The organism is Deinococcus radiodurans R1 = ATCC 13939 = DSM 20539, assembly GCF_000008565.1.
GTDB lineage: Bacteria > Deinococcota > Deinococci > Deinococcales > Deinococcaceae > Deinococcus > Deinococcus radiodurans.
The window spans coordinates 1,658,646-1,672,051 of the sequence record NC_001263.1; the positions used below are offsets into that span (position 1 = coordinate 1,658,646).

A 13,406-nucleotide genomic window follows, 5' to 3' on the forward strand; every position below is an offset into this window, starting at 1 on the left:
TCTACTCTTCCTGTACGCGCTGGTACTTGGCCCGGTAGCGTTCGCGGCTCGCCGCTTCGAGCAGGTCGGTGGGGGCGGCGAGGTCCTGAGTACTGCTGGCGGTGCCGACGGTCAGCGGCACAGGCAGGTCGCCCATGCTCAGCGGGCCTACCTCTCTCACCAACGCCTGAGCGAGGGGGAGGACTTCGGAGGCGGCAGCAGGTTCGAGCAGCACGGCAAATTCGTCGGGGCCGGAGCGGAAGACCGCGTCGCCCCGGCGTTTCACCCGTTGCAGGCGGGCACTGAGTTCGCGCAGCAGCGCGTCGCCCGCCGCCCGGCCCTGCATGGCGTTGACGCGGCTCAGGGCGCCCACGTCGAAAATGACCAGACCGAAAGGCTGCTCCACCCGCCGGGGCCAGCGCTGCGTCACGCTGCGAATGAGGTCCAAGCGGTTGCCCAGGCCGGTCAGCGGGTCGCGCAGCCGCAGCGTCTTGAGCTGCCGCCAGCGCTCGAAGGCGACCAGCCCCGACCCCAGAACCGCCGCCAGCGAGACAGACACCCCCGGAAACACCACCCCCAGCGGCCACAGCGCGGCGGCGATGAGCAGCGTCAGGCCCGCCAGCGCGTAGCCCCACAGCCCGCCGCACAGCACGGTGAGGGCCGCGCACCCGGCGCACAGCAGCGCGGTGCCCCAGCCCGGCAGCCGGCGCAGCGGGGCCGAGAGCAAACTCGACACCGCCCGCGCCTGCCATTCCAGCCCCGGCGTCAGCCGCCCGTCGATGTCGGGCAGGTTGAGGCCCGGCACGCCGCTCGCGTTCTGGCCGATGAGGACCACCCGGCCTTGCAGGTCGGCGTAACGCACGTTGCCACCGACCAGGTCACGGAAAGAGAGCGTCTGAGCCGCCACCTGCGCGGGCGGCGAGTACCGCAGCAGGCGCGGCTGGGTATCGAGTGGCAAAGGCTGGCCCGCCTGCGCCGCCACCTGCCGGGCAAAGCTGGGAATAAGGACTGTGGCCGGGCCGCTCCCGACCGGGTAAGCCGTTTGCACCTCGCGCAGCGGGCCGCTGCCGCTGTTGAGGGCGCTGACCCCCGTGACGGTCTGCCGGGCACTCAGCCAGTCGAGCACCGGGTCACCGGGCGCGGTGGCGAGCACGAGGTGAGGCCGGTCGAACGCCGCCTGCACGGCTGGGTCAGGGTCACTGCTCCGGCCCAGCACCACGTCGAGCCCGACGACCTGCGCCCCGGCCTGCTCCAAGGTGTCGAAGGCCCGCAGGTAGAGCGAGCGCGGCCACTGCGGCAGCGGCCCGTAATCGCCGAGCGTGGCGTCGTCAATGCCGACGAGCAGCAGGCGCTCGTCGAAACGCGAGGGCAGCGCCCGGTTGAGCGAGTTTTCCAGAGCGCGGTTGTGCGGCAATGCCAGGCCCAGCGCCAGCCCCAGCCCCGCCGCCAGCGGCAAGGTCAGGCGGCGCAGCGGGCGTTCAGGGGAGCGCCACATGAGACTCGTTTCCCGCCGCATCACGCACGCTCAGCCGCAGCTCGCCGGGGACCGTCGGCGCGGGGAGCAGCACCCGAAACGGCCCAGGCCGCAGCGTACGCATTTGCGGCGTACCAGCGCCCTCAATGCGGAGTTGCAGCCGGCTGTCAGCACTTGCCGGCCCGTCCCTGACTTCACCGCTGAGCAGCAGGAGACGGCCCAGCGTGCGCCGCTGTACCCCGTCCAGCACCGGCGCTGCCCGGTCGAGCACCAGCGGAAAGCGCCGCTGCCAGAGCTGCCCCGAGCGGCGCACGCTGAGCGTCACGTCGTAGCGTCCGTCGGGGAGGGCGGGCAGTGAGACGGGCAGGGTGAAGACGCCCGCCCCGATCTCGCCGAGGCGCACGGTCTGCCCGTTCAGCCGCGCCTCGACCTCGCTGCCCTGGGGAGCGGTCACGCGCAGGTCGGGCGTCTGCTGCGCCCAGGGCCGGGCGGGGGCGCCGGGCAAGGTGAGTTGCGGTGCCAGCGGCGCGGCCCGTTCGCGGTCCAGCGCCAGGTTGAACTCGTCGAGGGCGTCGGGTATGAGAGGCCGCACCACGCCGCCAGCGGGCTTTTCCTGGCCTTGCTCCAGGCGCACTCCCGGCTCGCTCGGCAGCTCGACCTGACCTTCAAAGACCTTGACCAGCCCCGCCGCGTCCACCCGGAAGGTCGTGCCGCGCACGGCGGTGCTGACCACCGGGGTGGTGATGCGGTAGCCGCCCTGGCCCTTTTGCACCACGCTCCAGGCACTGCCGCGCAGCAGCCGCAGCGTGACCTCGCGTCCCCGCGCCGTTTTGTCCACCGCCAGCACCCCGAGTTCGCTCTGCTCGGTCAGGCGCAGGTAGCCGCCGCCGCTGAAACCGATTTCGGCCCAGGCGCCGCTGCCGGTGCTCACGCGGTCGCCGGTGCCGAGCACCTGTCCCATCGTGGCGCCGCGTACCTTTTCACCGCTGCGGTACTCCACGGCCCCGCGCAGCCNTCGATGGTGGCCGCGCCGGGGCCGACAAACTGCGCCCGGTACCAGGGGTCGGTCTCGGTAAAGGCCGCTGGGGGCCCGCTCCGCAKCGACASTGTCGCCCGCCCCGAGCTGCACAGTGCGGCTGCCGCTCGACAGGCGGACCCGCCCGGCAATGACCGCCACCCGGGGCCGCGGGCTGCCGGGCAGGAGGTCGGCGCGGACCTGCCCGCCCTGCACGTTCAGGTGCCAGCCCAGCGCATAGAAGCTGCCGCTGCCGGCGAAGAAAAACTGGCCCTCTTGCAAGTCGGGTTCCTGGTCGTAGACCGCAGGCGCGAGGCGCTGCCCAGCGTGATCTGCCCGGCGCCGTTTTGCAGCGTGACGCGCCCGGCCCCGGTCCGCAGGTGGTGCCCACCACGCGGGTCTGCCCCAGGGGCACCCAGCGGCCAGCGGCGTCTTGAACTTCGGCGCGCCCGCTCGCCGCCGCGACGGTGACCGCAGGCCGGGCCTGTGCCTGGACCTGTACCGCCTGTGCTTGTGCCGCCTCTAACGGCAGCGCGGGGAACGCCAGGCCCACGAGAAGCAGCGGCCCGGCCAGAACACGGAGAGAAGGGGAACGCTGGCTCATCAGGTTCAGTTTACGAGAAGTTTCTTTCACCGGGGTTCCGTGCACTGGAGACCGTGCAGGTGCGGGGGCGGTGCGTATACTCGGCCCCGTGCTTATCGCCCTCAGCCACGCCGCCAAGGAATACGGTCCGCTCACCGTCCTGCAGGACATCACTTTCGCCGTCGAGCCGGGCGACCGCGTGGGACTCGTGGGCCGCAACGGCGCGGGCAAAAGCACCCTGCTGCGGCTGCTGACCGGGCAACTTCTCCCGGACGGCGGGGAAGTGCGCCACGCCCCCAATGTGCGCGCCCGCGCGCTGCAACAAGACCCGGTGTTTCCGGCGGGCGCGACGATCGACACCGTGCTCGAAAGTGCTTTTCGTGACCTCGACGCCCTGGAAGCCGAACTGGCCGCCGCCGCCGCCGCCATGAGCAGCGGCAGCGAAGCCGCCATCCTCCACCACGAGGCGCTGCTCGAACAGTTCGCCCGGCGCGGCGGCTACGAGCGGCGCAGCCGCAAGGAGCAGGTCACGCTGGCGTTCGGCTTCCGGGGACGCGAGCACGACCCGGTGACCGGGCTCTCGGGCGGCGAGCGCACCCGGCTGGGGCTGGCGGCGCTGCTCGTCGAGAACCCCGACGTGCTGCTGCTCGACGAGCCGACCAACCACCTCGACATCGTGATGGTGGAGTGGCTCGAAGGCTTTCTGGGCCGCTACCCCGGCGCGGTGCTCGTCATCAGCCACGACCGGCAATTTCTGGACAACGTGACCAAAGAAACCGCTTACCTGCGCGGCGGCACGCTGAAGGTCTACGCGGGCGGCTACACCAAATTTCGCGAACAGCTCGACCTCGAACTCGAGCAGCAGGCCGCGCTGTTTGCCCAGCAGTCCAAGCAGATTGCCGACCTGCAATCGAGCGCCGACCGCATGAAAATCTGGGGCCTGGGCATGTCCAAACTCGCCCGCCGCGCCAAGGCGATGCAGGCCCGTGTGGACCGGATGCAGAAGGGAGCTGTCGCCGCCCCGCCGCCCGAGGAGCGCACCACCCGCATCACCTTTCACGCGCCGGAATCGGGCGAGGTGGTGCTCGACGCCCGGCACCTGACCCGGCGGATGGGGGAACGGACGCTCTTTGCCGACCTCGACCTCCAGATTCGCCAGGGCGAGCGTGTCGCCATCATCGGGCGCAACGGGGCGGGCAAAACGACGCTGCTGCGAACGCTCCTCGGCCTCGACCCCAGCGACGACCCCAGGGGCCGGGTGCTGACCGGGGCGCGGGTGAGCGCAGGCTACTACGACCAGGCCCTGCGCGGCGTGGACCCCTCGCAGACGCTCTACGACGTGGCGCGCGAGTACGTGCAAAAGGACCACGAGGCGCACACGCTACTCGGCACTTTCATGTTTCCCTTCGACCACCACGACAAACCCGCCCGCATCCTCTCCGGCGGCGAGCGGGCGCGGCTCGCACTCCTGAGGCTGGCGCAGGAAGACCACAACCTGCTCGTCCTCGACGAGCCGACGAACCACCTCGACATGGAAATGCTCGAAGCGCTCGAAGACGCCCTCGCTGCCTACACCGGCACGCTGGTGATGGTCAGCCACGACCGCGCCTTTATCGAGGGGCTGGCCGACCGCATCTGGCTCATCGAGGACGGGCAGTTCTACGAGTACCCCGGCTGGGAGGACTACCGCGCCAAGCACCGCAGCGCCGCCGAGCTGGAGGCCGAGGCCGCCCGCACCGTCGCTGCCGCTACCCCCAAAGTCGCCCTCGCCCCCAAAGCGAAGGGCCTGTGGCACCTCAAGCGCGAGGTGGAGGCCATCGAAGCCGACATCGCCCGGCTGGAGGCCGAACTGGAAGGGGCGCAGCGGGCCCTCGCCGAGGCCGACATGAACGCCGACTTCACCGCGCTGGGGCAGGCCGCGCACGAACTCGAAGTGCAGCTCGAAGACAAAATGGCGCTGTGGGGCGAAAAGCAGGGCGAGGTGGAGGCGAAGGGCGGCTGAGCCTCAGGAGTTGGGCAACGTCACCGGCACGAAATGTTCGACCACCGGAAACGGGTCGTAAAAATGGTGCAGGAGCGCACGCCACTGCCCATACTCCGCACTGCCGCGAAAACCGACGGTGTGCGCCTCCAGGGTGTCCCACCAGACGAGCAGGACGTATTTATGCGCGTCTTCCAGGCAGCGCTGCAATTCATGGCGCCGGTAGCCGGGGATGGACGCGATAAGTCGTCCGGCCTGCGCGAAGGCGGCTTCGAATTCCGCCGTCTGTCCGGGCCTGACATTCAGCATGGCGATTTCCAGTACGGGTGCAGTCATAAACCGACTGTAGACGGGCGGGGCCGCCAGCGAGAGGAACTGCCGAGCGCGGCGCATCCGCTACACTCGGCCAAACGTGGAATCACTTCCACACACCCAGCTTTCCAGGGAGGCACCAGAGAATGACACTTCAACGTTCCAGCGGCGTGCTGCTGCACCCCACCAGCCTGCCCGGACCTTATGGCATCGGCGAACTCGGCGCCTCGGCGCGGCACTTCGTGGACTGGCTCGCGCAGGCCGGGCAGCGCTACTGGCAGGTCATGCCGCTCGGCCCCACCGGCTACGGCGACAGCCCCTATCAGGCGTTTTCGGCGTTCGCCGGCAACCCTTACCTCATCGACCTGACGACGCTGAGGGAAGAAGGGCTGCTGCACGACACCGATTTCGAGGCTATGCCCGCCTTCAACCCGCGCCGGGTGGATTTCGGCACGCAGTTCGTGTGGCGCAACCAGATGCTCGACCGCGCCTACGCGCACTTTATTTACGGCGAACACGCCGAACTGACGGCGGCGTTCGGGGCGTTCAAGGCGCAGGAAGCGGGCTGGCTCGACGACTACGCCCTGTTCATGGCGCTCAAGACGGCGCACGGCGGCCTGCCCTGGAACGCCTGGGAGCAGGCGCTGCGCGACCGCGACCCGCAGGCGCTCGCCTCCGCCCGCGAMGGTTGGAAGGCGCCATCAACCGCGTGCAGTTCGTGCAGTTTCTCTTTTTCCGCCAGTGGACAGCGCTGCGTGAGTACGCCCGTGAGCGCGGCGTGCAGATTATCGGGGACATTCCCATTTTCGTGGCGCTCGACTCCAGCGACGCCTGGGCCAACCGGGACGAGTTCTACTTCGACGACCAGGGCCAGCCGACGGTGGTCGCGGGCGTGCCGCCGGACTATTTCTCGGAGACCGGGCAACTGTGGGGCAATCCCCTCTACAACTGGCCCAAGATGAAAGAAGACGGCTTCGGCTGGTGGATTCGCCGCTTCCAGGGCAGCCTGAAGCTGTACGACATCATCCGGGTGGACCATTTCCGGGGCTTTGCCGGGTATTGGGAGATTCCTTACCCCGCCGAAACCGCCATGAACGGGCGCTGGGTGCCGGCGCTGGGGCACGAGATGTTCGAGGCGGTGCGGGCGGCGCTCGGCAGCCTGCCCATCATCGCCGAAGACCTCGGGGTGATTACCCCCGACGTGGAGAAGCTGCGCGACGACTTCGGCTTTCCCGGCATGGCGGTGCTGCAATTCGCCTTCGGGGGCGGCGACTTCGCGGTGAACGACTTTCTGCCCGGCAACATCAAGGAAAACCGGGTGGTCTACACCGGCACCCACGACAACGACACCACGCGCGGCTGGTGGCGCCACGCCGACGAGAGCGAGCGCCACAACTTCCGCGTCTACACCAGCAGCGACCCGGGCGAGGACACCTTCGCCTGGCAACTGACTGAGGTGGCGTTCGGCACCCGCGCGGTGCTGGCCGTCGTGCCGCTGCAAGACCTGTTGAACCTGGGCAGCGAGGACCGCATGAACCTGCCCGGCACCACCGGCGACCACAACTGGACGTGGCGCTACGACCCGGCGGCGCTGCTGCCCTCACTCGCCGACCGTCTGCGCGAGCTGACGGAGCGGACCGGACGGCGGGCTTAACCGACCAGCGACCGCCGCCAGCAAGGAGCGGGGGCCGGGGGAACATCACATCCCCTGGCCCCCGACCCTTTACCCTCTTCCCCATGAAGCTCTACACCCGCACCGGCGACCAGGGACAGACCGGCCTTTACGGCGCAGACCGCGTGAGCAAGGCGCACCCCCGCGTGGAGGCCTACGGCACCGTGGACGAACTCAACTCGGCGCTGGGGCTGGCGCGGGCGCACAGTACGGACGCTGCCTTAGACACCGACCTCGAATACCTGCAAAACGCGCTGTTCGACGTGGGCGCCGACCTCGCCACCCGAAGCGGCACCCCCTACGAGAAAAATCTGGTCCGCATAGACGCCGAGGACGTGGCCTTTCTGGAAGCGATGATCGACCGCTACCAGGAGGCCGCGCCGCCCTTTACCGGCTTCGTGCATCCGGGGGGCACGCCCGCCGCCGCCGCGTTGCAACTCGCCCGCGCCGTGGCCCGCCGCGCCGAACGGGACGTGATTCGGCTGCTCGACGTGGAGGAGGCGAACGCGCAGGTGCAGGTCTATCTCAACCGCGTCTCGGACCTGCTGTTCATCATGGCCCGCGCCGTCAATGCCCGCAGCGGCCTGAGCGAAGAAGCCTGGACGGTGAAAAAGCGACGTTAAATTAGCTCTCTGGAAATCAGCTCTCTGGTCAGGCCCTCCCCCAAAAGGCGGACGACAGCCTGACCGCTGACCGCGAAACTGGGAGGCATGAACGCGCTGGTCTTGCTCGCTCCCCTGCCCCTCGCCCTGCTGCTCGGCAGCGCCGCCCTGCCTCCGAGCGGCGTGCAAGTCGTCAACCACAGCGGCGCCGGGGTGCAGAACGTGCGGGTCTGCCGCGCGGGCGAGTGCTGGACCAAAGACCGGCTGGCGAGCGGAGAGCGTTGGCTGGTCACGTCCGAGGCAGGGCAGGCACCCGTGCGACTGACGGTGGGCGGAGCACCAGCAACGGGCCAAGTTACTGCGCAGCGAGGCCGGGGCGTGCAACTGATGCTCGAACGTGACAGCCGGGCCGCCGCCGGGCGACAATAGGCCGCGTGACCGTCCTCCCAACCGCCGCTGCTCCCCTCCTCGCCCTCGACATCGGCGGCACAGCGTGGCGGCAACGGCCATGAAAGGTCTGCGCTTTCGCCCAGGCGAACTGCGCCGCTCCGAGGTGCCGCGCACCAACCTGCTGCCGGGCGCCGGACAGCCGGCCCGTGCCCGGCGTGAGGACCGGTGGCGGGCGTGGCTGCTGGTAGGCCTCAGCGTGTGCCTGCTGGCGCTGCTGGGCGTCACGTTGCTGTAGCTCTGCGCGCCCCGGCGCCTCACCCCGTCATCCCATCTGGCAAACTGACCGCCATGACCGACCGCAGCGACCGTTCGCAGCTCGCCTTTGCCCGCCTGCTTCCCCGGCTGTTCCGGGGCGGCCAGGCCTACGTGGGCGTCGAAGCCACCCTCAGCGACCTCAGCAGCGAGCAGGCCGCGCAGCATGCCGGGGGGCTGCCGCACAGCGTGGCCGAGCTGCTGGCGCACGTAAACTGGTGGAACCGCTGGATGCTCGACATCATCGAGATGGGGCAAGCGCTCCCCTACCCCCCCCACGCCGCCGACACCTGGCCGCAGGTGGGTGCGGGCGACTGGGGTAACGTCAAGAACGAGTTTTACGAACTGCTCGCCCGCATCGACACCCACGCCGCCCGGCCCGACCTCGCCAGCCCCGTCAACCACGAGGAAACGATTGGCGAACTGCTCGCCGATTTCGCCCTGCACACGGCGCACCACTTCGGCCAGATCATCAGCGTGCGGCAGGCGCTGGGGGCGTGGCCGCCGGCGGGGGGCGGGGACACCTGGTGAGCGAGCAGCCTGCCCAGGATTTTGCGAACGCCGCCGCGCAACTGTATCTGGGCGGCGTAGCCAATGTGACCTGGGAACGGGCGATAAGCGATCTGAGCGCAGCGGACGCCGGGCGCCGGCCCGCGGGGTTGCCGCACAGCGCCGCGCAAATAGTGGCGCATGTGCAGTTCTGGCAGCACTACCTACTGGCGGTCATAGCCGGTGAAAACCCACCTGCCGTCGCCCACGCGGCTGAGGGCTGGCCCGCCGGCGAACTCCCAGCAGGCGAATGGGAAGCACTCAGAGACCGCTTTTTGCGGGACGCCCAGCGGCTGCGCGACCTGACGCTGGACGCTTCATTGACCGCCTCGCCTGACCGCAAAGGCCGTCCTTACGCGGTAGCGCTGACCAACAGCGCCGGCCACAGCGTCTATCACCTGGGGCAGGTGGTCACGGTGCGGCAGGCGCTGGGCTTGTGGCCCCCAGTAGGGGGTGGCGCGACATGGTGAGCGTGACCGAACTCAATGCCGGCAACTCCAGCCGCGCTTCACATGTCTGGCGGGTGGACGACGGCCAGCGCAGCGAGATTTACCGCCGCTCTTGGTGGACCACACCGGAAGTCAGCGCCTTCATGCTGGGGCTGGGGCAGCTGTTCGGGGTGGACCCCCGCGACCTGCACGCCACCGAATCGGCTTACGGGTTCTGGCGCGAGCTGGGCGTGTGGACCGTGCCGCAGACTACGGCCTGACCGAGTTCAGGGACGCTCCTGCCTTGCGGGTAGAATACGTGTCCGGTGACCCGAATGGCAGAACCTTCGCGGAGGCCGACACCCGGCTGTTAGGGCGCCAGATTGCTCAGGTGCATCAGCAAGCCGCCAGCTTTTTTGGTGACGTGTCGGGCCAACGCCGCCAGCCGCTCGAGCAGTTTTACGTCCGGGCGCTGGAAACCGTGCGGGCCACCGCGCCCCGTTATGCGCCGCAGAACTGGGCCGGGCACTGGGACACAGTGGAGCGGGTCTTCGCTGCGGTACCCCCTCCCCGACAAGCCGCGCCCATGCTGCTCGACTGGAACGAAAGCCAGTTCGTGTGGCGCGGCGGGCAACCGTACGCCCTGGTAGACGTAGAAGCCTCAGCAACAGCGCCGCCCGAACTGGACCTGACCTTCTGGGAATTGCTGCTGCCTGCCGGTGCCCCAGCTCAGGCGTTTCAAGCCGGTTACCGCGAGGTGCGGCCCTGGCCCGACCTGAACCCGCACCGGGCCGCCTGCCGCCTCATTTTGCTGGCACTGGAATCGGAAGGCACCCGCGACGCTGCGCAGTGGCTGGCTCAACCGGCAGTTCTCGAGACGGCCTGAGTCTTCGCCTTACTTACGCCGTTTTTCCGCCTGCACCATCGCCACGAACTGCGCCAGGCGGGGGGCACGGCCCCAGCGTTTGCGGTCGCCGGCCACCCGCCAGACCCACTCCACGCCCATTTTGCGGGTCCATTCGGGGGCGAGCTGCGCGGTGCCAGCGAGCACGTCAATCACGCCGCCGCAGCCGATGGCGACTGGGGCGCGGTGAATCTGCTTCCAGTAGGCGTTGAAGATTTCCTGCCGCCCGGCGCCCATGCCTGTCAGCAACAGGTGCGCGCCGCTGGCCCCGACGAGTTCGGCCACCCGCTGGTCTTCATCGGGGCCGAAATAGCCGTGGTGAACGCCTGCCACCTGAATCCCGTAATCGCGCACGGCGTTTTGGGCGGCCTGCTCGGCCACACCCGGTTTGGACCCCAGGAAAAAGACCCGCAACTCGGGGCCGTGCCGCTCCATCAGCCCCTTGACCAGATCGAAACCCGGCGCACGCGGCACCTCGGCGCCGTAGAGCTGCCGCGCGGCGTAGACGATGCCCACGCCGTCGGCAGTCACCAGATCGGCCTCCTGCATCGCCCGCACGAACTCGGGCTGGGTGCGCGACTGCACGATGAATTCAGGGTTGAGGGTGACCACCGTGTGCGGGGTGGGCGGCGACTCGAACAGCCAGCCGCTCAGCCGGTCCAGGGCGGCGTCCAGGGTCACGGGGTCGAGCGGCAAGTCGAAGAGAACCAGACGTTCGGGCAGGCTCTTGAGGCTCATGTAGCGTGATTGTAGCCCGCAGCGCAGGTGCGACCTCCCGCCGCTGGGGGGCCTGCGCGGAGCACGGGGCTTGGGGCATACTCTGGGGCATGTTGCCGGGTGCGTTCGGGACCTTGCCTGCCGAGGTGCAGGCGCAGCTCACGGTTGCCGGGCGCAGCGGGCGCTGGGCGCGCGGCGGGCTGATCTTTCACCCCGACGACCCCGCCGAGACCCTGCACCTCGTCACGCGCGGCACGGTGCGGCTCTACCGCCTGGGCAGCGGCGCGCGCGAGGTCACCCTTGACGTGCACGGCCCCGGCGCCCTGCTCGGCACTCCGGCCCTGCTGCGCGACCCCGACAGCGCCGCCGCCTACGGCATGTACGCCGAGGCGATGGACGAGGTCGAAACGTTGCAACTCGGCCAGGGCACGCTGCACCGGCTTTTCCAGCAGCAGCCCGCCGCCCTGCTCGCACTGACCGAGCAGCTCACCCGGCAGACCCGCAGCGTGCAGGAACGCCTCGCCGGGCTGGTCTTTCTGGAAGTCTCGCAGCGCCTCGCCCTGGCCCTGCTGGCCCTCGCCGAGCGCGAAGGCGGTTGGGAGGGCGGCACGCTGGCGCTGCGCGACCGCATCTCGCACCAGGACCTCGCGCACAGCGTGGGGAGCACCCGCGAAACCATCACCAAACTGCTCGGCGATTTCCGCACGCGCGGCTTGCTCGACCTCGGCTACCGCCGCATCGTGCTTACCGACCGCGCGGGGCTGGAACAGGCGGCGCGGCAACCACTCGGGCCGCTCCAGCCCTGAACCCTGCCCGGCGGGGTGCATCCGTAAGGAAGAAACGAGGCTGCAAACCACGTTTCACCGCGTCAAATGTATTAGGGTGACGCCTGCATGGGGCGGAACGTAGCGGCGGAATACAACAAAGGCACCTTGGGCGAGTTTCTCCGCCTCTCGCCGCGAGACGTGCAGCAGGCGCGGGCCGAGCGGCGCCCTGAGCTTGACCGGGTGGCCCTGGCCGCTGCCCTGCGCGAATACCACCGCGACCTGGGCACGCTGGACGCGGGCGTCGAGGCATTGCTGACGCGGCTCTCCCACCCCGAATCGCGCGTCGTTGTGACTGGGCAGCAGGCCGGCCTGCTCACCGGCCCCGCCTACAGCGTCCACAAGGGCGCGGGCGCGGCACTTCTCGCCCGGCAACTCGATGAGGAAGACACCCCGGTGGTCGCCGTGTACTGGGTCGCCAGTCAGGACCACGACGCCGAGGAAGTCGCCAGCACCACGCTGCTCGACCTCAACGAAGACCTGCACCGCCTGACCCTCGACGTGCCGCCCGGCGTGCCGGTGGGCCGGGTGACGTGGCGCGAGGAGTGGACCGCCGAGGTGCTGGCGCTGCTTGACCGCTTCGAAGCTCCCACCGAGTACAAGGACGCCGTTCGCGCACGGATAGAGCGGGCCATCGCGGGCGGCGAGCGCCACAGCTACGCCGACGTGTTCGCCCGCCTCGTTCATGGGCTGCTCGCCCCCGCCGGGCTGCTGGTCCTCGACCCGCTGCACCCCGCGCTCGCCCGGCTGATGGCCCCGGCGCTTGCGCGCGAGCTTGAGCAGCCGCTCGCTTCCTCGGCGCGCATCGAGGACGCTGCCGAGCGTCTCAGCGCTGCCGGGTTCACGCCGCAACTGCGCCGCCCGGCGGGCGCGACCAATCTGTTTGTCGAGGAAGACGACAGCCAGCGCCGCCTGCTGCGCTTCGATGGGCAGAGCTTCAGCACCGAGACGCACCGGTATACCCGCGCCGACCTGCTTGCGCTGCTGAATGCCGACCCCTCCCGTCTGACCCCCGCCGCAGGCTGCGCCCGGCGATTCAGGACACGCTGCTGCCCACCCTCGCCTTCGTCGTCGGCCCCGGCGAAATCGCGTATGGAGCGCAACTCAAAAACGTGTACCCGCTGCACGGCTTGCAACAACCCCTACTGTGGCCGCGCCTGAGCGTGACCTGGCTGGAACCCAATGTCGCCCGCTTGCTGCGCCGCCTCCGCGCCAGCGTCGCCGAGGTGCAGGCCGACCCGGCGGGCGTGCTGGGCCGCGCCCTGGCCGCCGAGCGGGACGCCGGGGCCGTGAGTGCCGAACGCCTTCAGAGCATCGAGGCCGAGCTGGAGCGGCTCATCGGCGACCTCGCGGCCCTCGACCCCACCCTGGTCGGTGCTGCCGAGCGCACCCGCAAACGGGCCCTGCCGCGCGTCGCGCACCTTCAGCGCCTCGCCGTGAATGCCCTCGCCCGCGCCGAAAATGAGCGCAGCGGTCAGCTCACCCGTCTGCAAAAGCACCTGCTGCCCAACGGCACGCCCCAGGAACGTGAAATGAACTTCCTGACTTACCTGCTCAAGCACGGCGACACCCCGCTCCGGCAACTGCTGGCGCTGGACGCGGGGTTCGTAGGAGAAGTCGAGATTCCGTAATCATCCTCTCCCCCGACGTCTGATACGGTTTCA

13 protein-coding genes and 2 pseudogenes are annotated in these 13,406 nt (G+C 69.6%); 11 read left to right on the forward strand and 4 right to left on the reverse strand.

Annotation, left to right across the window (positions count from 1 at the left end; all coding sequences use genetic code 11):
* Position 1 precedes the first annotated feature (1 nt).
* Positions 2-1,474 carry a CHASE2 domain-containing protein gene (locus DR_RS08350; protein ID WP_027479881.1) on the reverse strand — a complete coding sequence of 491 codons (1,473 nt, stop codon included), beginning with the start codon at positions 1,472-1,474 and terminating at the stop codon, positions 2-4.
* On the reverse strand, positions 1,458-2,750 hold the full coding sequence (locus DR_RS08355) for a FecR family protein (protein WP_010888271.1): 1,293 nt from the start codon (positions 2,748-2,750) through the stop codon (positions 1,458-1,460). Before DR_RS08355 ends, DR_RS08350 begins: the two co-directional genes overlap by 17 nt.
* A gap of 410 nt (positions 2,751-3,160) precedes the next feature.
* Between DR_RS08355 and DR_RS08360 the strand changes: the two genes are divergently transcribed.
* Positions 3,161-5,053 carry an ABC-F family ATP-binding cassette domain-containing protein gene (locus DR_RS08360; RefSeq protein WP_027479883.1) on the forward strand — a complete coding sequence of 631 codons (1,893 nt, stop codon included), beginning with the start codon at positions 3,161-3,163 and terminating at the stop codon, positions 5,051-5,053.
* A gap of 3 nt (positions 5,054-5,056) precedes the next feature.
* Here DR_RS08360 and DR_RS08365 read toward each other — a convergent pair whose 3' ends face one another.
* Entirely contained in the window at positions 5,057-5,368 is a 312-nt protein-coding gene (locus DR_RS08365) for an antibiotic biosynthesis monooxygenase family protein (RefSeq protein ID WP_034350179.1), read from the reverse strand.
* A gap of 122 nt (positions 5,369-5,490) precedes the next feature.
* Between DR_RS08365 and malQ the strand changes: the two are divergent.
* The 8 genes and pseudogenes from malQ (at position 5,491) to DR_RS08400 (ending at position 10,183) form a co-directional block, all read left to right on the forward strand.
* Positions 5,491-6,998, forward strand: a pseudogene (gene malQ / locus DR_RS08370) (4-alpha-glucanotransferase).
* An 83-nt stretch (positions 6,999-7,081) separates the two neighbouring features.
* Complete coding sequence (locus DR_RS08375) at positions 7,082-7,639, forward strand: cob(I)yrinic acid a,c-diamide adenosyltransferase (protein ID WP_010888275.1); 558 nt, start codon at positions 7,082-7,084, stop codon at positions 7,637-7,639.
* Between the two features lie 87 nt (positions 7,640-7,726).
* Positions 7,727-8,047 (forward strand): hypothetical protein, encoded by a 321-nt coding sequence (locus DR_RS08380; RefSeq protein ID WP_010888276.1) that lies wholly within the window; start codon positions 7,727-7,729, stop codon positions 8,045-8,047.
* A gap of 79 nt (positions 8,048-8,126) precedes the next feature.
* Positions 8,127-8,303, forward strand: a complete 177-nt coding sequence (locus DR_RS08385; protein WP_162177673.1) for a hypothetical protein — start codon at positions 8,127-8,129, stop codon at positions 8,301-8,303.
* Positions 8,304-8,356: 53 nt separating this feature from the next.
* Positions 8,357-8,851, forward strand: coding sequence for a DinB family protein (locus DR_RS08390; protein ID WP_010888278.1), 495 nt, complete (start codon positions 8,357-8,359; stop codon positions 8,849-8,851).
* On the forward strand, positions 8,848-9,339 hold the full coding sequence (locus DR_RS08395; RefSeq protein WP_010888279.1) for a DinB family protein: 492 nt from the start codon (positions 8,848-8,850) through the stop codon (positions 9,337-9,339). The genes DR_RS08390 and DR_RS08395 overlap by 4 nt, the downstream gene beginning before the upstream one ends.
* Positions 9,340-9,341: 2 nt before the next feature.
* A complete protein-coding gene (locus DR_RS16835) occupies positions 9,342-9,578 on the forward strand; it encodes a hypothetical protein (RefSeq protein ID WP_234944639.1) in 237 nt (78 codons plus the stop codon).
* Positions 9,551-10,183, forward strand: a complete 633-nt coding sequence (locus DR_RS08400; protein WP_010888281.1) for a hypothetical protein — start codon at positions 9,551-9,553, stop codon at positions 10,181-10,183. The genes DR_RS16835 and DR_RS08400 overlap by 28 nt, the downstream gene beginning before the upstream one ends.
* A 9-nt stretch (positions 10,184-10,192) precedes the next feature.
* On the opposite strand, the gene DR_RS08405 is transcribed toward DR_RS08400, so the two are convergent.
* Positions 10,193-10,939, reverse strand: a complete 747-nt coding sequence (locus tag DR_RS08405; protein ID WP_010888282.1) for a WecB/TagA/CpsF family glycosyltransferase — start codon at positions 10,937-10,939, stop codon at positions 10,193-10,195.
* A gap of 89 nt (positions 10,940-11,028) precedes the next feature.
* Here DR_RS08405 and DR_RS08410 point away from each other — a divergent pair, with 89 nt between their 5' ends.
* Together DR_RS08410 and bshC are read left to right on the forward strand one after the other, a co-directional pair.
* Positions 11,029-11,724, forward strand: coding sequence for a Crp/Fnr family transcriptional regulator (locus DR_RS08410; protein ID WP_027479889.1), 696 nt, complete (start codon positions 11,029-11,031; stop codon positions 11,722-11,724).
* An 87-nt stretch (positions 11,725-11,811) separates the two neighbouring features.
* Positions 11,812-13,373 (forward strand): annotated as a pseudogene (gene bshC, locus DR_RS08415) (bacillithiol biosynthesis cysteine-adding enzyme BshC).
* The last annotated feature ends 33 nt before the right edge of the window (positions 13,374-13,406 follow it).

What these genes read in the sequence shown, in the direction of transcription:
- DR_RS08350 (WP_027479881.1), bottom strand. Translation starts at nt 1,474, where the DNA reads ATGTGGCGCTCCCCTGAACGCCCGCTGCGCCGCCTGACCTTGCCGCTG.
- DR_RS08365 (WP_034350179.1), bottom strand. Translation starts at nt 5,368, where the DNA reads ATGACTGCACCCGTACTGGAAATCGCCATGCTGAATGTCAGGCCCGGA.
- DR_RS08375 (WP_010888275.1), top strand. Translation starts at nt 7,082, where the DNA reads ATGAAGCTCTACACCCGCACCGGCGACCAGGGACAGACCGGCCTTTAC.
- DR_RS08380 (WP_010888276.1), top strand. Translation starts at nt 7,727, where the DNA reads ATGAACGCGCTGGTCTTGCTCGCTCCCCTGCCCCTCGCCCTGCTGCTC.
- DR_RS08385 (WP_162177673.1), top strand. Translation starts at nt 8,127, where the DNA reads ATGAAAGGTCTGCGCTTTCGCCCAGGCGAACTGCGCCGCTCCGAGGTG.
- DR_RS08390 (WP_010888278.1), top strand. Translation starts at nt 8,357, where the DNA reads ATGACCGACCGCAGCGACCGTTCGCAGCTCGCCTTTGCCCGCCTGCTT.
- DR_RS08405 (WP_010888282.1), bottom strand. Translation starts at nt 10,939, where the DNA reads ATGAGCCTCAAGAGCCTGCCCGAACGTCTGGTTCTCTTCGACTTGCCG.
- DR_RS08410 (WP_027479889.1), top strand. Translation starts at nt 11,029, where the DNA reads ATGTTGCCGGGTGCGTTCGGGACCTTGCCTGCCGAGGTGCAGGCGCAG.